General features: G+C 33.7%; 18 protein-coding genes. 8 read left to right on the forward strand and 10 right to left on the reverse strand.

All coding sequences use genetic code 11. From position 1 onward, the window contains the following. Nucleotides 1–307 precede the first annotated feature (307 nt). Entirely contained in the window at nt 308–2,206 is a 1,899-nt protein-coding gene (locus ACH2BV_RS12260) for an amidophosphoribosyltransferase (protein WP_395051020.1), read from the reverse strand. 110 nt (nt 2,207–2,316) lie between these two features. Continuing rightward, entirely contained in the window at nt 2,317–3,240 is a 924-nt protein-coding gene (locus ACH2BV_RS12265; RefSeq protein WP_395051021.1) for a PfkB family carbohydrate kinase, read from the reverse strand. Nucleotides 3,241–3,362: 122 nt separating this feature from the next. Here ACH2BV_RS12265 and ACH2BV_RS12270 point away from each other — a divergent pair, with 122 nt between their 5' ends. Continuing rightward, nucleotides 3,363–4,016 carry a hypothetical protein gene (locus ACH2BV_RS12270; RefSeq protein WP_395051022.1) on the forward strand — a complete coding sequence of 218 codons (654 nt, stop codon included), beginning with the start codon at nt 3,363–3,365 and terminating at the stop codon, nt 4,014–4,016. A gap of 12 nt (nt 4,017–4,028) precedes the next feature. On the opposite strand, the gene rnhA is transcribed toward ACH2BV_RS12270, so the two are convergent. Together rnhA and purN are read right to left on the reverse strand one after the other, a co-directional pair. Next, a complete protein-coding gene (rnhA, locus tag ACH2BV_RS12275; protein WP_395051023.1) occupies nt 4,029–4,514 on the reverse strand; it encodes a ribonuclease HI in 486 nt (161 codons plus the stop codon). A 2-nt stretch (nt 4,515–4,516) separates the two neighbouring features. After that, nucleotides 4,517–5,086, reverse strand: a complete 570-nt coding sequence (gene purN, locus ACH2BV_RS12280; protein WP_395051024.1) for a phosphoribosylglycinamide formyltransferase — start codon at nt 5,084–5,086, stop codon at nt 4,517–4,519. Nucleotides 5,087–5,261: 175 nt separating this feature from the next. On the opposite strand from purN, the gene ACH2BV_RS12285 reads away from it, so the two are divergent. The 6 genes from ACH2BV_RS12285 (at nt 5,262) to ACH2BV_RS12310 (ending at nt 10,599) form a co-directional block, all read left to right on the forward strand. Then, nucleotides 5,262–5,498, forward strand: coding sequence for an acyl carrier protein (locus ACH2BV_RS12285; protein ID WP_007137004.1), 237 nt, complete (start codon nt 5,262–5,264; stop codon nt 5,496–5,498). Between the two features lie 181 nt (nt 5,499–5,679). Beyond that, on the forward strand, nt 5,680–6,933 hold the full coding sequence (fabF, locus tag ACH2BV_RS12290) for a beta-ketoacyl-ACP synthase II (RefSeq protein ID WP_395051025.1): 1,254 nt from the start codon (nt 5,680–5,682) through the stop codon (nt 6,931–6,933). Between the two features lie 5 nt (nt 6,934–6,938). Then, nucleotides 6,939–7,679 (forward strand): ribonuclease III, encoded by a 741-nt coding sequence (rnc, locus tag ACH2BV_RS12295; protein WP_395051026.1) that lies wholly within the window; start codon nt 6,939–6,941, stop codon nt 7,677–7,679. A 113-nt stretch (nt 7,680–7,792) separates the two neighbouring features. Then, nucleotides 7,793–8,281, forward strand: coding sequence for an IPExxxVDY family protein (locus ACH2BV_RS12300; protein WP_395051027.1), 489 nt, complete (start codon nt 7,793–7,795; stop codon nt 8,279–8,281). Nucleotides 8,282–8,286: 5 nt separating this feature from the next. Then, the gene (gene pyk, locus ACH2BV_RS12305; protein ID WP_395051028.1) at nt 8,287–9,717 is read left to right on the forward strand and encodes a pyruvate kinase; all 1,431 of its coding nucleotides are present in this window, start codon (nt 8,287–8,289) and stop codon (nt 9,715–9,717) included. Nucleotides 9,718–9,828: 111 nt separating this feature from the next. After that, nucleotides 9,829–10,599 carry a Bax inhibitor-1/YccA family protein gene (locus ACH2BV_RS12310; RefSeq protein ID WP_395051029.1) on the forward strand — a complete coding sequence of 257 codons (771 nt, stop codon included), beginning with the start codon at nt 9,829–9,831 and terminating at the stop codon, nt 10,597–10,599. Between the two features lie 52 nt (nt 10,600–10,651). Here ACH2BV_RS12310 and dinB read toward each other — a convergent pair whose 3' ends face one another. Next, nucleotides 10,652–11,734 (reverse strand): DNA polymerase IV, encoded by a 1,083-nt coding sequence (gene dinB / locus ACH2BV_RS12315; protein WP_395051030.1) that lies wholly within the window; start codon nt 11,732–11,734, stop codon nt 10,652–10,654. Nucleotides 11,735–11,892: 158 nt separating this feature from the next. Here dinB and ACH2BV_RS12320 point away from each other — a divergent pair, with 158 nt between their 5' ends. Further along, nucleotides 11,893–12,363 carry a CYTH domain-containing protein gene (locus ACH2BV_RS12320; RefSeq protein WP_395051031.1) on the forward strand — a complete coding sequence of 157 codons (471 nt, stop codon included), beginning with the start codon at nt 11,893–11,895 and terminating at the stop codon, nt 12,361–12,363. Here the strand turns inward: ACH2BV_RS12320 and ACH2BV_RS12325 are convergent, their stop codons facing one another. The 5 genes from ACH2BV_RS12325 to ACH2BV_RS12345 all read right to left on the reverse strand — a co-directional run bounded on the left by ACH2BV_RS12325 (nt 12,364) and on the right by ACH2BV_RS12345 (nt 20,052). Next, nucleotides 12,364–12,846 (reverse strand): septal ring lytic transglycosylase RlpA family protein, encoded by a 483-nt coding sequence (locus ACH2BV_RS12325; RefSeq protein WP_395051032.1) that lies wholly within the window; start codon nt 12,844–12,846, stop codon nt 12,364–12,366. Nucleotides 12,847–12,926: 80 nt separating this feature from the next. Then, nucleotides 12,927–13,349 (reverse strand): hypothetical protein, encoded by a 423-nt coding sequence (locus ACH2BV_RS12330; RefSeq protein ID WP_395051033.1) that lies wholly within the window; start codon nt 13,347–13,349, stop codon nt 12,927–12,929. Between the two features lie 101 nt (nt 13,350–13,450). After that, entirely contained in the window at nt 13,451–16,762 is a 3,312-nt protein-coding gene (locus ACH2BV_RS12335; RefSeq protein WP_395051034.1) for a carboxypeptidase regulatory-like domain-containing protein, read from the reverse strand. A 337-nt stretch (nt 16,763–17,099) separates the two neighbouring features. Beyond that, entirely contained in the window at nt 17,100–18,743 is a 1,644-nt protein-coding gene (pgi, locus tag ACH2BV_RS12340) for a glucose-6-phosphate isomerase (RefSeq protein WP_395051035.1), read from the reverse strand. Nucleotides 18,744–18,834: 91 nt separating this feature from the next. Next, nucleotides 18,835–20,052: a peptidoglycan DD-metalloendopeptidase family protein gene (locus ACH2BV_RS12345; protein ID WP_395051044.1), complete on the reverse strand. Its 1,218-nt coding sequence runs from the start codon at nt 20,050–20,052 to the stop codon at nt 18,835–18,837. Nucleotides 20,053–20,072 lie beyond the last annotated feature (20 nt).

Genomic DNA, 20,072 nt, shown 5'->3' on the forward strand with positions numbered 1-20,072 from the left:
TACCATAAACTTAATCTACTAAATTACGGTAATGCAAAGTTAATAATCTTGTAGTTTTATCTGATTTTTTATTTGAAATATATTGGGATGAATCCCAAATCAGTGTGTAAACATCTGTTTTTTAGATTATTTGAGTTTATTCCAATAAAAAAGGTGAAATTGCTTTCACCCTTTTTGCCCCAAATCTACCATAAACTTAACCTACTAATATTATGGTGAAACAAAGATATAATCACAATACGCTTACTACAAATAAATTAGATGAAATACCTAAAAAGTCGATGAACTACTTAATTATCACTTTTTTTTAGTAAGCTCTTGCATTTTTACCTTCATAAAAATTCATAAACGCCTTATTTACAACACGATTGCCTCCAGGAGTTGGATAATCTCCAGTGAAGTACCAATCTCCTAAATTTTTAGGACAAGCAATATGTAAATTCTCAACCGTTTGGAAAATAATTTTCACTTCGGCATTGATTTCTGGCGAACTTAAAAGTTGTGCTATTTTATCAGAAATTTCCTGTGGCTGAAATGGCGCATAGATTTCAGTGACAAAATTAACAACTTCGTGATCCATTAAATCCTCCTGCTCTTTACATTTGGCATAAACCTCATCTACGATGTGATATAAGTTTCTGTCTTTTAAAAGGTCTAATGCTGCTCTGAATGCTACCAATCCTTCGAGCTTTGCCATATCAATTCCATAACAATCCGGATATCTAATTTGTGGAGCCGATGAAACTACAACAATACTTTTTGGTTTCAAGCGGTCCATCATTTTGATAATACTCATTTTGAGCGTTGTTCCACGAACAATACTGTCATCAATAATTACCAAATTATCTGTTGGTTTTATTACACCATAAGTCACATCATAAACGTGGGCAACCAAGTCATCTCGACTACTGTCTTCGGTGATAAAAGTTCGCAATTTTGCATCTTTGATAGCTACTTTTTCAGTTCTGATTTTTACCGAAAGGATTTCCTCGAGTTTTTCTCTTGTTAGTTTTTTTCTATTTTCGAGTATGTAATTATTTTTCCTTTGATTTAGGAAATCCTGAGCCGCTTCGACCATTCCGTAAAAAGAAGTTTCGGCTGTATTTGGAATATAAGAAAAAACGGTGTTGTCCGTATCGTTCTCAATGGCGTCTAAAACTGCTGGAAGAATTAGTTTTCCCAAGTTTTTTCTTTCTTGATATATTTCGGCATCGCTTCCACGAGAGAAATAAATTCTTTCAAAAGAACAGGCTTTTTTAACCGTTGCTGGAAGTATTTCTTCTTCTGTAACTTTTCCATTTTTCTTGATTATTAAAGCATTTCCAGGTTGAAGTTCTTTTACTTTTTCGAAATCTACATTGAAAACTGTTTGAATAACCGGACGTTCTGATGCTACTACCACAATTTCATCATCCTCATAAAAATAGGCAGGGCGAATTCCAGCAGGGTCTCTAAAAACAAAAGCGTCTCCATGACCCAATAATCCAGCCATTGCATAACCACCATCTAAGTTTTTAGAGGCTCTGTTTAAAATTTTCGCTATATCTAATTTTTCAGCAATTACAGGAGATGCTTCTCTTTTTGTCAAACCATTATTTTTGCATTCTTGGTATAAATCTGTTACTGCATTGTCTAGAAAATGTCCAATTTTTTCCATTACAGTAACGGTATCCGTCATTTCTTTTGGATGCTGACCTAAATCAACAAGATTTTGAAAAAGTTCTTTTACATTAGTCATGTTAAAATTTCCAGCCAAAATCAGATTTCTATGCATCCAATTGTTTTGACGTAAAAATGGGTGAACACTTTCAATGCTATTTTTTCCAAAGGTTCCGTAACGAACGTGTCCTAAAAATAATTCGCCTAAATAGGGGATTTTTCTTTTTTGCAAAGCTACATCATCCAAATATTCGGGATGTGAAGCCATTTCCTCATTTATCCTGTCATTTATTTGAGCAAAAACATCCTGAATAGGTTGTGCGTCATTCGACCGAACTCTGCTTATATATCGTTCTCCAGGTTCCACATCAAGTTTGATGCTTGCAAAACCTGCTCCATCTTGTCCTCGATTGTGCTGCTTTTCCATTAGGAGATACATTTTTTGTATTCCGTAGAAAGCTGTCCCGTATTTTTCTTTGTAGAATTCTAACGGTTTTTTTAATCTTAAAAGGGCAATGCCACATTCGTGTTTAATTGCGTCGCTCATTGTGTTGTTGTAATTTGTAGTTAATTTTTTTAACGCAGTTTGCAAATTAAAATCTGTAAATCTGCGGCTATTCTTAATAAAAAATGCCCCGAAATACGAGGCACACTTTATTATATTTCTATATCAAATTGAGTTAGAGATTTAAATTGCTGCAACCTAGCTATCACTTCGTCTTTTTCAAGGTCAACCATTCTTTCGGTTCCAAATTTTTCTACACAAAAGGAAGCTAAATTAGAACCAAAAATTATGGCACTTTTCATATTTTCGAAAGATACGTTTTCGCTTTGTGTAATATATCCTGCAAATCCTCCTGCAAATGTGTCTCCAGCTCCAGTTGGATCGAAAACTTCTTCTAATGGCAAAGCTGGGGCAAAGAAAATTTTGTGGTCGTGAAACAACAAAGCACCGTGCTCTCCTTTTTTGATAACCACATATTCTGGTCCCATTGTATGGATTTTTGCTGCTGCTTTTACCAATGAATATTCTCCTGAAAGTTGTCTTGCTTCTTCATCATTAATTGTAATAACATCAATACGTTTTATTACAGCTAACAGCTCCGGTAAAGCACAATCCATCCAAAAATTCATTGTGTCGAGAACCACTAATTTTGGCTTAACGTCCATTTGATCTAAAACACTGCTTTGTACTAATGGATGCAAGTTTCCTAGCATTACGACATCGGCAGTTTTGAAATTCTGAGGAACTTTTGGTTGAAAATCAGCTAATACATTTAATTGGGTGTCCAATGTGTCTCTTGAATTCAAATCGTTATGGTAACGACCGCTCCAAAAGAAGGTTTTCCCACCTTTGACCACTTCAAGACCTGAAATATCAATATTCTTTGATACTAATAAATCCAAGTATTCTTGCGGAAAATCATCGCCAACAACCGAAACAATAGCAGATTGAAGTTTAAAATGAGAAGCCGAAAGTCCTATGTAAGTTCCTGCACCGCCTAAAATTTTATCTGTTTTGCCAAAAGGCGTTTCAATAGCGTCGAAAGCAACGGTTCCAACAATCAATAATTTATTCATTATATGTGATTCGAATTAAGCGGCAAAGATAGTTTATAAGTTTGAAGTTTGAAAATGTATGCGATTAGAAGTTTTGAGGTTTTTTTATGGTAGATTTGTTATGAGAATATAAATGATAAAATATGAGAAAAAAATTAGTAGTGTCCGGAATAATTTTAGTTGTTTTCCTATTTGCTTTCATTTATTTTAAATACATCTTTGGATGGCAAGAACTTAGAAGTAATAATTACACTTCAAAAGAGTATAAATCGTTAATAAACATTTCTAAAGAACAATATTTTAAAGACAGTTTGACTTTAGTTTCAATTATTAGAAAGAACATAAATAATCATGAAGAACCATACACTGCTGCTATTCGAGTAAATGAAAAACTAGAATTTATAAATGATAGTTTTACTAAAATATATATTGACAGCATTTTTTATAGTCCGAATGTAAATAGAATTGCCTTTCTAGTAATTGTTGAAAATGATAATAAAAAACAATACAAAGGAATGACAAGAAAAGAAGCAGATGGCTGGGAAAAGGAAGGAAATTTACCTTATGAAGGCACATTCTTTGATGGCAATTGTTTTGTCGCAGAAAGGATAAATAATAATCTTAAAAGCTCTTTTTATGGATATTCCTTCACAAATTCAAGAAGTTATAAAGAAAATTCAGATGCCTTAAGAAATGCTTGTTTAAATCAACTAGAAGAAAAAAACACAAAAAAGCAAACCTATAATATTGATGATATTCGTTTTTGGAATAGTACTTTTTGGAATACAGAAAAATAAGCAGTTTAGTTTCTATAACCATTTATCCTTTTCCTTCTCATAAAAAACATCCACAGAGAGCTCTTTTTGACTGGACGCAAAAACCGCCAATTCATCACAACGTTCGTTTTGAGAATGGTTATTGTGTCCTTTTATCCATTTGAAATCGACTTGGTGTTTTCTGTAAACTGCCAAAAAACGTTTCCATAAATCAGGGTTTTTCTTTCCAGCAAAACCTTTTTTCTCCCAGCCAAAAACCCATTTTTTCAAAACAGAATCCACTACGTATTTAGAATCCGAAACTATCAAAACCTTCATATTAGGATTTTTCAGCTTTTCGAGACCCACAATTACGGCTAACAATTCCATTCTGTTATTAGTAGTATGACGGAACCCTTCGTAGAATTCCTTTTTATGTGGCGTTCCCACGAGTTCCATAACAACGCCGTAACCACCCCGTCCAGGATTTCCCTTGGCAGCGCCATCCGTATAAATATGTACGACGTGTTGAGCGTCCAAAATTATAAGTTATGAGTTATAAAGTTTTCAATCACTTCCGGAAAATAACGTTGTTCGAGTTCGTGAATTTTTTCAGCTACACTTTCAGGTGAATCTGTTTCTGTTAAAGGCACGGTTTTCTGAAAAATAACATTTCCTTCGTCATAATTTTCGTTGACAAAATGAATCGTGATTCCCGTTTCTCTTTCTCGATTTTCGACAATCGCTTTGTGCACATTCATGCCATACATTCCTTTTCCACCATATTTGGGCAACAAAGCAGGATGAATATTTATTATGGTATTAAGATACGATTCAATCATACTTTTGGGCAATTTTAATAAAAATCCGGCGAGAACTATCAAATCGGGTTGAATTACATTTAGTTTCTGTAGTATTTTACCTTCATATAATTCCTCTTTGTTGAAGATTTCTGTTGGAACTTGAAAGTTTTTGGCTCTCTCAAGAACTTTCGCATTTGGATTATTGGTAAAAACGGCAACAACAGTTCCTATCTCTTTAGATTGAAAATATTTTATAATGTTTTCGGCATTAGTCCCCGAACCAGAAGCAAAAATTACTATTTTCTTCATAACCAAAGTGATTTCATTTATGCAAAAAAAAGAATAAAAAGTGATAATAAATAACATTATGAAGTCTTTGTGAAATTTATTTTATAAATTAGCTGTCACATTTATTAACTAAATAGTTGTTTTAAAATAAAGTTTTTTATTTTTGCCAACAAATTAAATTTTAAAATTAAAGATTATGTCAGACATTGCATCAAGAGTAAAAGCGATTATCGTAGACAAATTAGGCGTTGACGAAAACGAAGTTGTAACAGAAGCTAGCTTCACTAATGATTTAGGAGCTGATTCATTAGACACAGTAGAACTTATTATGGAATTCGAAAAAGAATTTGACATTCAAATTCCAGACGATCAAGCAGAAAACATTGCTACTGTAGGTCAAGCGATTTCTTATATCGAAGAAGCTAAGAAATAATAAAAAAACACCCGTTTGCTTCATTGTTAACGGGTGTTATTATTTTTAAAACTAAATTTCGGATTGAATTTCAATCACAATAATATTTAAAATAGAATTACCCATGGCTCTTTTGTAGTAATAATACAGGAAAGAAAGCGTGGGTTTTATTTGTTGAAATATATAAAAAACACCCTAGGTTATGGTATTAAAAAGAGTTGTAGTTACAGGTTTGGGTGCGCTTACTCCAATAGGAAATAATATTCAAGAATATTGGAACGGCCTTATTAACGGTGTTAGTGGAGCCGCAAACATAACTCATTATGATGCTTCAAAGCATAAAACACAGTTTGCTTGTGAAGTGAAAAACTTCAATGCTGAAGACTTCATAGACCGAAAAGAAGCCCGAAAAATGGATCGATATGCACAATATGCTATAGTTACTGCAGAAGAAGCTGTAAAAGATGCTGGTTTCGATTTAGAAAAATTAGATAAAGACAGAGTTGGTGTTATCTGGGGTTCAGGAATTGGTGGGTTGGAAACATTTCAAAATGAAATGCTTGATTTTGCCAAAGGCGATGGAACACCTCGTTTCAATCCTTTCTTTATTCCGAAAATGATTGCTGATATTGCTGGTGGTCATATCTCTATAAAATACGGCTTTAGAGGTCCAAATTTCACAACCGTTTCTGCTTGTGCTTCCTCTACAAATGCTATTATTGATGCTTTCAATTATATTCGATTGGGTCATGCAGATGCAATGGTAACCGGTGGTTCAGAAGCTGCAGTAACAATTGCAGGAATGGGCGGATTTAATGCCATGCACGCACTTTCAACAAGAAATGACGATCCAAAAACCGCTTCAAGACCAATGGATAAAGACCGCGACGGTTTTGTTTTAGGCGAAGGCGCTGGCGCTTTAATTCTTGAAGAATACGAACACGCCGTAGCACGGGGAGCAAAAATATATTGCGAAATTGGCGGAGGCGGAATGTCTGCTGATGCTTATCATATTACAGCCCCACATCCTGAAGGATTAGGAGCAAAAAATGTAATGCTAAACTGTTTGAGAGACGCAGGGTTAAAACCTACTGATGTTGATGGTGTAAATATGCACGGAACTTCGACTCCTCTTGGCGATTTAGCAGAATCAAAAGCAATTTTACATGTTTTTGGTGAACATGCTTACACAATGAATTTGAACTCTACAAAATCAATGACTGGCCATTTACTTGGAGCAGCTGGTGCTATAGAAACCATTTCGTCTATTCTTTCGATAAAACACGGAATTGTTCCTCCTACCATAAATCATTTTACAGATGACGAAAACATTGATCCTAAATTAAACTTTACTTTTAATGTTGCCCAAAAAAGAGAAATGAATGTTCTGATAAGCAACACTTTTGGTTTTGGCGGACATAATGCTTGTGTATTAGTTAAAAGATTAGACATCTAATTACAATGAGAATAATTAGAAAAATATTTTCGAAATCCCGTTCTCTTGAAGACGGGATTTTTTTTGATTCTATGAGTGAAATACTAGGGTTTGTTCCAATTAATCTGGATAACTTTAAGAAAGCGTTCACGCATCGTTCCTCTAATAAGCAGGACGAAAAAGGGAATGCAATTAATTATGAACGATTAGAATTTCTTGGAGATGCTATGTTAAGCTCAGTTATTGCTGCGCATTTATTTAACAAAGCTCCAGCTGGCGACGAAGGTTATTTAACAAAAATGCGTTCAAAAATTGTTAGTAGAGAGCATTTAAACGAACTGGGAAAAGATTTAAATCTCGTTGGATTTATACAAAGTAAAGTTCCCGTACAACATTTTGGAGATAACATCCACGGCAATCTTTTTGAATCTTTAATAGGGGCAATTTATCTTGACCGAAGCTATGAATACTGCGAAAAGTTTATTCAAAAAAGAGTCATTATTCCTTATGTAGATATCGCCAGACTTGAGGGAAAAGTGATCAGTTACAAAAGTCTGCTGATTGAATGGTGCCAAAAGGAAAAGAAACAATTTCACTATGATATTTTTGAGGATAACGGAATCGATGGACAACGCTTTTTTGGGGTAAAGCTGAGTATCGACGATAAAGTAATTGCAAAAGCAAGAGCAACCTCCAAAAAGAAAGCGGAAGAAAAAGCATCTCAACGTGCCTATTTTGCATTTCAAAATAAAATTGATAATAAATAGGTGAAATTTCTCTATACTATAACGTTTTCGTTTTTAAAATAGAAAAAACATCCGTTTTATGAGGTCCATACTTCAATAGAAATACTATATTTACACCTTATTTTTTTCTTGAAATGGCTATTCATAAATTAGATTTTGGCGAATTTGACGAGATAGATTATCATCTTATTGCTATTCATACTTCATTAGAAGACTATAGATTAGCCTATTTTATCAATCAAAAACTTCCAATAAATTTAAGCAAAAACAAGAATGAGATTCAAATTAATATAAAAGAAGGAGAGACAAAATTCTCGAGATTTTATTTTTATGATACCGAAAAAGCAATTTCTTGGAATTTGATTCAAAATAAAAACGAAGTGATTCAACAAAAAAACGAGATTAGCCAAAATCTATTTTCGAATATAAGCCTGGAAGTTTCAACAAAAGTATATTTACTTCCGGAATTTAAAAAAGTCGATTATTTTTTAAAAATAGAAAACATAGAAGAAGGGATGAATGTGGCAGAAATTCAGCTTCTATTAAATACAATCGACAGCATATCGACGGTTTATAAAGTCGAAACAAATAAAATAAAATCAAAAAATAATTTAATTTTTTAATATCAATGTCAACAAACAAAAAAACAAAAATTGTAGCCACACTTGGACCTGCATGTAGTACGCGTGAAATCATAAAAGACATGATCGACGCAGGTGTAAACGTGTTTAGAATCAATTTTTCGCATGCTGATTATGATGATGTAAAAACAAAAATTGCTCTTATTAGAGGACTCAACGATGAGTTTGGTTATACTACTGCAATTCTTGGCGATTTACAAGGTCCAAAACTTCGTGTAGGCGTTATGGAAGATGGTGTAACCGTTAATGATGGAGATTTAATTACGTTTACAACTGCCGAGGACATCCTTGGAACTGCCGAAAAAGTTTTTATGAAATACCAAAATTTTCCAAACGATGTAAATCCCGGAGAACGTATTTTGCTCGATGACGGAAAACTTATTTTCGAAATTGTTGAAACTGACAAAAAAACAGAAGTTATTGCCCGAGTAATTCAAGGTGGTGAATTGAAATCTAAAAAAGGGGTTAATCTTCCGAACACAAAAATATCGCTTCCTGCTATGACAGAGAAAGATATTGCAGATGCTATTTTTGCTATTGGACAAAATGTAGACTGGATTGCGCTTTCATTTGTAAAAACACCAAGAGATCTTCAGGATTTACAGGAATTAATTGCAGAACATTCAGACCATAAAATTCCTATTATTGCCAAAATAGAAATGCCGGAAGCACTGGAAAATATCGATAAAATTGTTGCATATTGTGATGCTTTGATGGTTGCTCGCGGTGATTTAGGAGTTGAACTTCCAGCGCAAGAAGTGCCACTTGTACAAAAAGAATTAATTCTTAGAGCAAAAACAGCTCGAATTCCGGTAATTGTTGCCACACAAATGATGGAAACCATGATTACCAGCTTGACACCAACTCGTGCCGAAGTAAATGATGTTGCCAACTCTGTTATGGATGGTGCTGATGCAGTTATGCTTTCCGGTGAAACAGCTACTGGTCTTTATCCTGTTCAGGTTATTGAAAAAATGACTCAAATCATTGAAGCTGTTGAAGATTCTCCACTTATTAAAGTGCCACAAAACACACCTCAAGTAAGAACAAACCGTTTTATCACAAAAACGATTTGTCATCATGCAGCACTTATGGCAAATATTATCGAAGCAAAAGCAATTTGTACTTTAACTAATAGTGGTTATACAGCGTTCCAGATTTCTGCTTGGAGACCATCTGCTCATATTCTTGTTTTTACATCCAATAAAAGAATCCTTACCCAACTCAATTTATTATGGGGCGTAAAATCTTATTTTTACGATAAGATGAAAAGTACTGATGAAACTATTGCTGATGTTAATGAAATCGCAAGAGAAAAAGGATATGTTACCAAAGGTGAGTTTCTAATTAATTTGGCTGCAATGCCATTAAAAGATAAAGGAATGGTCAACACATTGAGAGTTTCTGAAATTTCATAGAAATATCTTTACTCAAACAAATCCGCCTGTTTAAAAATTAAACAAGGCGGATTTTTTTTGGACTTATTTTATTTTTTAATATATCTTTGAAAAAAACAAATCTAAAATAGTATGGCCTTCAAATCGAACAATCCGTTTTTAAACAATAAATCTTTTTCAGCGACAACAGCTTCGAAAAATGATGAAGTGCATCACGCAACACTTATTGATTATAACCAAGATATGACTTTGTCTGGAACAATCAATAAAACTTTAATCTTGTTCTTATTGCTTTCAGCATCTGCCATTGTTATTTGGTGGATGACTTTTAACGGAATGAACCCTATTGTTCCGGCTTTTGGAGGTGCAATTGTGGGATTAATTTTAGTTGTAATTGCTGCTTTTAAACCACAGTACTCACCCATTTTAGCTCCTGGTTATGCCTTATTTGAAGGTTTATTTATTGGTGGCGTTTCGGCAATTTTCGAAACTAAATATCCAGGAATTGTGATTCAGGCCGTTGGCGCCACATTTGTAACATTTGCTGTCTGTTTAGGATTGTATAAATTTAAAATTGTAAAAGTTACTGAGCAGTTCAAATCGGTTGTTGTAGCAGCAACACTGGCCATAGCTACCTATTACTTAATTTCTTGGCTGTTCTCCATGTTTACCAGTTTTGTTCCTGTTCATTACGGCAATTCGATGATGAGCATTGGTATCAGTGTTTTTGTTATTGTAATTGCAGCATTAAATTTATTCTTAGATTTTGACCGAATGGAAAAAGGAGTAGAACAAAAAATGCCAAAGTTTATGGAATGGTTCGCTGCTATGGGATTAATAATAACTTTAGTTTGGTTGTATATTGAGTTTTTAAGATTGCTTTCTAAGCTAAGCCGAAAATAAATCAAAACTTCTTGTTAAGTTTCAAAACCACGCTTTTCGGCGTGGTTTTTTATTAAAATGCAAATTTCAATTGCACCACGACGGTCTTTTTCTCTTCCGTATTTAAATTACTTAAAGATATTCCCAGCAAACGGACGGAATCTTTCATTCGTTCCTGATATAAAAGCTCTTTCACGGTTTCTATAATCAATCCTTTGTCGGAAATAAAATAAGGCAAGCTTTTACTTCGGGTTTGTTGCGTAAAATCGCTGTATTTTATTTTTAACGTAACCGTTTTTCCTGCTATATTGTATTTTTTTAAGCGTTTTTCCAATGAATTTGCAATATTTTCCAATTGCTCCATCATAAAAATTTCGGAAGATAAATTGATGTCAAAAGTATGTTCTGCTGCTACTGATTTAGTAATCCGGTCTGATTTTACTTCACTGTTATGAATGCCTCGAACGACATTATAATAGAAATTTCCAGATTTCCCGAAATGCTTCTCCAGAAATTCCAAAGATTTACTTTTTAATTCCAATCCGGTAAAAATGCCCAATTGATACATTTTTTCGGTGGTTACTTTACCCACGCCATAAAATTTCCGGATGGGCAATACTTCCAAAAAAGAAATAACCTCATCAGGATTTACCGTTTTTTGACCATTTGGCTTATTATAATCACTGGCTATTTTCGCCACAAATTTATTGACCGAAATCCCTGCGGAAGCAGTTAAACCAACTTCATTTAAGATTCGAAATCTAATTTCTTGTGCCAATAAAGTGGCGCTCGGATTCCCTTTTTTATTTATCGTTACATCAAGATACGCTTCATCAAGCGAAAGTGGCTCAACCAAATCCGTGTATTCGTTAAAGATTTTTCGAATTTTATTTGAAATCTCTTTGTAACGTTCAAATCGAGGTCGTACAAAAATTAAATCAGGACAATTCTTCTTAGCCAAAACACCACTAATGGCACTTCGAACCCCAAACTTTCTGGCTTCATAACTTGCAGCAGCAACCACGCCACGGTTTTCTGCTCCACCAACAGCGACAGGTTTTCCGCGCAACGCAGGATTATCCATTTGCTCCACCGAAGCAAAGAAAGCGTCCATATCAATATGGATAATTTTTCTATTTTGATTCATTTCTGACATAAAGCAAATTTATGTAAAAACTATTAGCTAGTGATAGCCAAAGATTTTTAATACATTTGAAGTTCATAAACTAGCCCAGATAGCAACGGAAATCCTTTTATCACGCTTTTTTGCGTGATAAAAGATTGAAGTGGAAAGCTGGAAATAGCTCATAAGAAATGATAGAAATAGAAAGAAAATTCCTCACGACTTCAGATGCTTTCAAAAAAGAAGCGTTTGCAAAAAACCGAATTACACAAGGTTATTTGAGCTCCATTCCGGAACGCACTGTTAGAGTTCGGATAAAAGGAGATAAAGGATTTCTGACCATAAAAGGAGCTTCAAACGAGTCGGGTATTACGCGTTTTGAATGGGAAAAGGAAATTCCGGTTAATGAAGCACAAAAATTATTGCTCCTTTGTGAAAAAGGCGTTATCGATAAAATCCGATTTGAAGTAAAAGTGGGCACACACCTCTTTGAAGTTGATGAGTTTTATGGCGAAAATGAAGGTCTGATTGTTGCCGAAATCGAACTAGGTTCTGAAAACGAAACTTTCGAAAAACCTTTTTGGCTTGGTAAAGAAGTGACCAATGATACTAGATATTATAATTCTTATTTGAGCAATAATCCTTTTTCGAAATGGGAATAATTATTTTTGTAGCACCTCAATAGTCACTATTACTGCTCCAGAAGATTTATTGCTTGCAATATCCATAAAAGCTCTTTTTGAGAGGTCAATCTCTCTCGACTTTACAAAGGGTCCTCTGTCAGTGATTTCTACAGTTACAGCTTTTCCGTTGGCTTCATTAGTTACCTTTACTATAGTTCCAAAGGGTAGTTTTTTGTGTGCCGCAGTGTATTTGTTATTATCAAATCTTCTTCCGCTTGAAGTTTTTTTACCGTTAAATTTATTGGCATAATAAGAGGCATGGGCTTTTTTCTTATAGAATTTGAAGTTTCCATTTACAATAAATAAACTATCCGCTGCGATTTCTGGTGACAAAACAAGCATTTTACTTTTTTTGATAGTGTCTTTAGATGCAGCAGATTTTTGTTTGTCTGTAATCAAGTTTTGACTCATTACAAGACCAACAATTGCTATTGAAAGAAAAAGTGTTATTAATTTTTTCATTTTAAACTTTTAGTTAAACTCCATTTAGCAAAAACCATACCTAGGTAAAAAAAGTCCTTTTCAGGACTTTTCTTTGTTTTTTAAAACCACAATCCCCAAGGAATTTTACTCAAAATTATTACTAAACCTAAACCATAATAAATAGAAAAAGTTTTGAATTTTGATTCGCTCGTTGTCAATTTTTTATGTTTCATCCAACCAATGGTAATCAATGTAATCCCAATTAAATTCATTAATGGATGCTCTAACGAAGTTAGTCTTAGCGCTGCATCTTTCATTTGACCTAAAGAAGCAAAGCCTAATGGAGAAACAAAATAAACAACTAAACCAATCAATAATTGAGTGTGTATTGCTGCTAAACCAAATAGTGCAATTTTCCGGTCTTTTTCAGTAAAATCTTTTTTGAAAAATAGACCAACGAATGAATTGACAACGGCAACTACTAATAATAAAAAGGCTAAATAAGCAAAGCCAGAATGCAATTTTTGAATGATTTCGTACATAAAATAAATTTTTGTTTTTACAAATATATATTAAAAACATAAAAAAAACCTCATCTTGACAGAATCAAGTGAGGTTTTATAGAAAAATATTTATCAAAAAATTACTTTCCGAAAATATATCTTAAAGAAATTTGTGCTTGCCAAACATCAAATATAGAACCATTTTTCTGGAAAGTGTCTTTTATAAGAAATCTGTTTCCTGATGCATCTGTTTGAGTTGCCAATTGATAGAAAGGTACGTTGGCGGTAGTTGTTCTGTAATTCAAAACGTTTCTGTTAGTAGCTCTTTGAGAAACTCCCCAATCTTTATTTAACAAATTGGTAAAATTCAAGATGTCTGCTCTAATTTGGAAATTGTTATTTTTCCCAGCAATTTTCACAAAAAGATCTTGTGTTACAGAAAGATCAAGTCTGTGCAACATAGGAAGAGTTAGTGCGTTTCTTTCAGCATACTGACCTCTTCTTCCTGATAAATAAGAGTCTTGGTTGATGTAACTATCAAAAGCTATACGTTGTTGTGCTTCTGTGTAAATAGTAGTTACTCCATTACTTACAACTGTTAAAGGTTGAAAACGAACTTCATTAGCTGATTTAGGAATGTACATCAAGTCATTAAATGAAACCCTGTCACCATTCATATCACCATTATAGGTATAAGAAAATACCCCAGCTTGTTCTCCAATATATCCTAAGTTGATTGAAGTTGAACCACCAAATTTATCACCATAATTAATTTTGTATCCAAGAATACCAACTATTCTGTGTGGTGTATCATTACTTGCGGCAGATACTAACAAATCATTATTTCCGTTTACAGAATTTGCACCTGTCCAAGATCCAGAAGCTATTGATCCTGCTGACATTAACTCAGTAGCTGCAGAATGCGTGTATGCAACTGAACCCCAAAGTCCATTTTTATATGGGTATTCTAATTTAAAAGTCGTAGAATAAAAATAACCTTCGTTTGTATTAGAAAGAACAATAGCATTAGATACATTGTCATTGATACGAACTCCATTATCATTACGAGCAAACATTGGTCTGTTATCAGTTCCTGTAAAAGTTCCAGTAGGCTTTTCTAAGTTTGCGTTATAATAATAAATAGCATTGATATTTTTGCTAAAAAGTCCTTCGATAGTACCTACAAAACCAAAAGGTAATTTTTGATCAACAGCTATATTTGTTTTCCAAGATTGAGGAAATTTGAATTCTCGGTCAGTAAGGGCAAGATCAACAGTTGCAGGCAATGTAGCAACAGCTGGAGTAAAATAATCCTGTGGATTAGGAGTAAATCCGTAACCTCCAGTAGCAACAGCCGCTCCACTTACATCAATAAATCCTGTCAAAACCCCATTGTTTCCAATCGCATTTGATAAAAATACTGCTGGTGGTCGTCCTGTAAACACTCCACTACCTCCACGAACTTGAGTTGTAGCCTCTCCTGTTACATCTAAATTAAAACCAACTCTAGGTTCAAACACAACTTGACTCTTTGGCATTAAACCAGTGTTAAATTTCTCGCCATTAGCAAAAGTTAAAGAATTAACTAATGGGTTTTCAAGAGCTGTATCTTCAAAAGTTACCAGTGTTGCACGAATCCCTGCTGTAATTCTAAATTGATCACTTACTTTGATTTCATCTTGCGCATATAAATCAAATTTGTTGTATTTCAAAACTTGCAATGGATCTACTCCTCCTGGCAAAGCCGAGTATCTGTATTGAAAACGAGACGGAAGATTAGCAGTTGTCAAGTCTGGTTTGTTTCCATTTGCTGCTGATGCAGTAGCTGCAGCCGTGAAAGCGGCCAATGAATCAAAAACATATACTCCATTAGAGGCAGGGAAAAAAGAGTTATTAGAAATGAATCTTTCATAATTTGCTCCAAACACAAAAGTGTGTTTACCAAAACGTCCTGTTACATTATCTGTAAAATGTAATGTAGAATAATCCAATAAATTTCCTGGTGTAAATGGATCTAATCCTACCGAGATTAATGTGGCAGCGTTTGCACCATTATTTCTAATATCGATTGTTGGAAAAATTCCACCACCTTGTAAACCTCTGTTTTCTTCTTGCAAATCATATCCTCCGATAAAAGTATTGCTCCATTTTTCAGAAAACTTGCTATTTACCTCAAGAACGATAGATTTTGTATTGTCCTCAATCACATATCCACTATTCTTAAAAGACATTGCAAGTGGTGATGTTCTTCTGTTTCCTAAACCAGCTGATTGAGAATTAGAAGTTAGTTCGTCTGATGATGAATTGTGTTGTACATAACGCAAAGATACTTTGTGATTGTCATTAACATTCCAGTCTAATCTAGCCAAGAATTTTGTTGATTCGCTTACAGCATCATAATTTTCCCACGGTCCTGTTTGGTATCCAAATTTATCTGCCATAAGCTTAGATAAATCTGCCATCTGAGTATAGGTTGGTAAAGAAACTTGAGCACTTCCGTTAGGTGATCCAGTAGAAGTCCAGGTTGTGGCTGGAGATGTTTTTTGTATAGTCTCAAAGTTTCCGAAAAAGAACAGTTTATTTTTAATAATTGGCGCTCCTAATCTAGCTCCCCAAATGTTTTCATCAAATTTACCAGGTATAATTGTTACATTCCCGGCTTTAGTCCCTACAAAATTTTTCCCATTATTACGAAAAGAATTATATACAGATCCTTCTATCTCATTTGTCCCACTTCTAGTAACAGCATTTATACCAGAACCTGTAAAACCTGATTGACGAACATCGTAAGGCGCAATATTTACTTGTAATTGCTCAATAGCGTCAAGAGAGATAGCTGTAGAGCCTGTTCTACCACCTGCTTGTGAATCATTTCCAAGACCAAATCCGTTATTAAAAACCGATCCATCAATTGTAAAATTATTTGCTCTTGAATCCTGACCTCCAAAAGAACCATTAGCACCAGCATTTGGACTATATTTAGTAACTGAATTGATAGATCTTGATCCTAATATTGGAATAGCGGCGATTTGTCTTTCGGAAAACTGTGTAGAAGCCCCTGTTTTACCTTTTGAAAACACACCACTTGTACTTGATTTTGTAACTACAACCTCCTCAAGTGCATTAATATCATTTACCATCTCAACGTTTACGGTTATATTATTACCCAAAGGAGCATTAATGTCAGTAATTTCAGAGATTTTATACCCAACGTACGTGGTCTTAACTGTGTAAGGACCTCCTGGTCTAATAGAAGGAATTGCATAACCTCCTTGACCATCTGTTGTGGCATAATACTTTGAACCCGTTGGCTTGTGTATCGCTTCAACAGTAGCTCCTGGAAGCCTTTCTCCGTTACTACTCTTTACAGTTCCACTTATACTAGAATTTGTAACCTGAGCATATCCGACGATGGATAGAAAAAAAATAAAAAGGATTGAAATTTTTTTCATTTTTGTTTTTGTTTTTTATTTAGTAATTTTTGGCAAAATTCTAACATTTTATCCATATAAATGTTAAGGAAATGTTAATAAAAGCAACTTTTGAACATCTGTTATTAACAAATATAACTTTACGCTATAAATATGTTAAAAATTTTTCTGTAAAAAATTGATATTCAATTGAATAACTATTACTAGCGCTATGCTAATTGTTGATAAAAAAGTAAGCAAAACCAGTCTAAATAAGGAGAAAAACAGTTGTTATTACACCTAATACAAAAAAACCTTAACTTTTTATAAAATTAAGGTTTTATTCACATTTACTTTTATAAACAAAAAAATAAAGTTGTTATTTATTGTCTAAAAAATGTTTCAATAAAAATTCGGTAGAACTATCGTGTTTATTTACATTTTTTGAATGTATTTCATCAAGAATTGAGTTGGCTAATTGCTTGCCTAATTCAACACCCCATTGGTCATAACTAAAAATGTTCCAAATAATACCTTGTACAAAAATCTTGTGTTCATATAATGCAACCAAAGAACCCAAAGTTTTAGGTGTTAATTTTTGAATAAGAATTGTATTTGTTGGTTTGTTTCCACTGAATACTTTAAAAGGTAAAAGAAATTTTGCTTTTTCTTCAGAAAGTCCTTGCTTGTCAAATTCTGCCTGGACTTTTTCCTTTGTTTTACCATTCATTAATGCTTCCGTTTGTGCAAAAAAGTTTGACATCAATTTATTGTGATGGTCTTCATTTCCATACAATGGTTTTACAAATCCAATAAAATCCGTCGGAATCAACTTGGTTCCTTGATGAATCAATTGAAAGAAAGCATGTTGTGCATTGGTCCCAGGTTCGCCCCAAATAATAGTCCCTGTTTGGTAATCTACCGGTTTTCCGTCACGTCCAATACTTTTTCCATTACTTTCCATAGTTCCTTGTTGTAAATAAGGAGCTAGTTTTTGTAAATATTGCGTATATGGAATCAAAGCTTCACTTTCTGAGCCAAAAAAGTTGTTATACCAAATGCTTAACAAAGCCAAAACTACAGGAATATTTTCATTGAAATCTGCAGTTTTGAAATGAGTGTCCATTTCATTGGCACCCGTTAATAATTCATCAAAATTATCAAACCCAACAGCTAAACTTATGGAAAGACCAACGGCGCTCCAAAGAGAAAAACGACCTCCAACCCAGTCCCACATAGGAAAAACATTCTCAGGATTAATTCCAAATTCGGTTACTTTTTGCATATTGGTTGAAACCGCCACAAAATGTTTGGCAACATCTTCTTGTTTTGCTGATTTCAAAAACCATTCTCTAATCGTTTCAGAATTAGTTAATGTTTCTTGAGTAGTAAACGTTTTAGAAACAATAACAAAAAGAGTAGTTTCAGGATTAATCTTTTTAATGACTTCGTTTACATGATCACCATCAACATTTGACACAAAATGAACGTTCAAATGATTTTTATAATATTGTAAAGCTTCGACAACCATCACAGGACCAAGGTCTGAACCACCGATGCCAATATTAACGATATCCGTAAATGGTTTTCCTGTATATCCTTTTCTATCTCCGCTTAAGACTTCACTCGTAAAGTTTTTTATTTTGCTCTTAACTTCAAAAATCTCTGGAATTACGTTTTCTCCGTCAACTTTTATATTTGAAGTTGCAGTTGCTCGCAAAGCAGTATGTAAAACTGCCCTGTTTTCGGTTTGATTGATGATATCGCCATCAAAATATTTAGCAATTGCATCTTTTAATTGTGTTTCGTTTGCTAATTCAAGTAACAAATCCATTGTATCCTTGTTGATGATATTCTTAGAATAATCAACTAAAAAATCGTTCCATTGTAAATGAAATTGTGATGTTCTTGTATTGTCTTCATTGAACATTGCTGACATAGAAGCATTTTGCATTTCATTAAAATGTTTCTGAAGTTTTTGCCAAGCTAATGTGGTAGTGGGGTTTGTATTTTGTAATGCCATTGTAAATTTTATTTTTGAAGGTGCAAATTTACACTATTTAGTTTGTAAAATAAACAATGCTGTTCTATTTCATTGAAAACAGTTTTTCAAATTATAAATTAGCAATGCTATCTAATTCCCACTTCAAAGGTTCTATTTTAGCTTTAAAACGAGGTAAATTTTTCTTGTCCATAGGTTGAGAATTGGGTAGTTTTAATCTTAAGGCATCAACTTGAACCCCGTTTTTCCAAAATCGGTAGCATACGTGTGGTCCAGTTGCCAAACCTGTGCTTCCAACCTTTCCAATAATACTTCCCTGAGCAACTCTTTGTCCTCTACGAACCAAAATCCTTGACATATGTAGATATTGCGTTGAGTACGTTTTATCGTGTTTTACTTTAACAAAATTTCCGTTTCCTGCCGTATAACCAGTTTGCTCAACAATTCCGGATGCAGTTGTCATAATTGGTGTTCCGGTTGGCGCAGCATAATCTGTTCCTTTGTGTGCTTTCCAAATAAGTTGCACAGGATGAAATCTATTTTTAGTAAAGTGCGATGTAATATTTACAAATTTAAGCGGCGCTTTGAGGAAAAAATTCTTAAGTGCTTTTCCTTGTTCATCATAATAATCCAATTTCCCGGAATTTGGATTTTGGGCAAAAGGAAAAGCATAAATTAACTTTCCTTTGTATTCAAAAAAGGCTGCCTTTAAACTGTCAACTCCATCATAAATGGTGTCATCAATATATCTTTCGGTAAAAGTTATACCAAATTTGTCTCCTTTTTTCAACTTGAAAAAGTCAATTGACCAAGCATATACTTTTGTTAATTTACTAGCCAAAGCCACATCAACTCCTTGCTTGTCTAAAGCCTCTGACAAGGAACCGTCTAATTTTCCGGTGATAGTTCTTTGTTTAATTCTGATGGGTCTGATTGTTTTGTAGACTTTAACTGAATCTCTCAAATCTATAACATAATAACTCCCTCTATCAGGCTGATAAACTAACACCTGTAATTTTTTATAACGGTCTTTTGACCTTAAAAAAGTAAAAGGTTTTCCAACTCTAATAGTTCTTACATCAAAACTATCTTTTACTTTTTCGATAATGTCATAAACCTGTTTATCTCCAAGATTTTGATTTTCTATTATACTGCCAAATGTGTCTCCTCTTTGAATGGTATCGTGAAAAACATTAAAATCATTGAGATTAAACCCAAAATTATTAATTTCTGGAAGTGGTTTTTGATCTGGAATTATGCTTACAGAATCAGAATTTTTACAAGAAAACACTGAAAATAAAACCATAATAAATAGAAATACTTTTTTCAAATTGGATATATTATTCAATT

The organism is Flavobacterium sp. (assembly GCF_043780635.1).
Lineage (GTDB): Bacteria > Bacteroidota > Bacteroidia > Flavobacteriales > Flavobacteriaceae > Flavobacterium.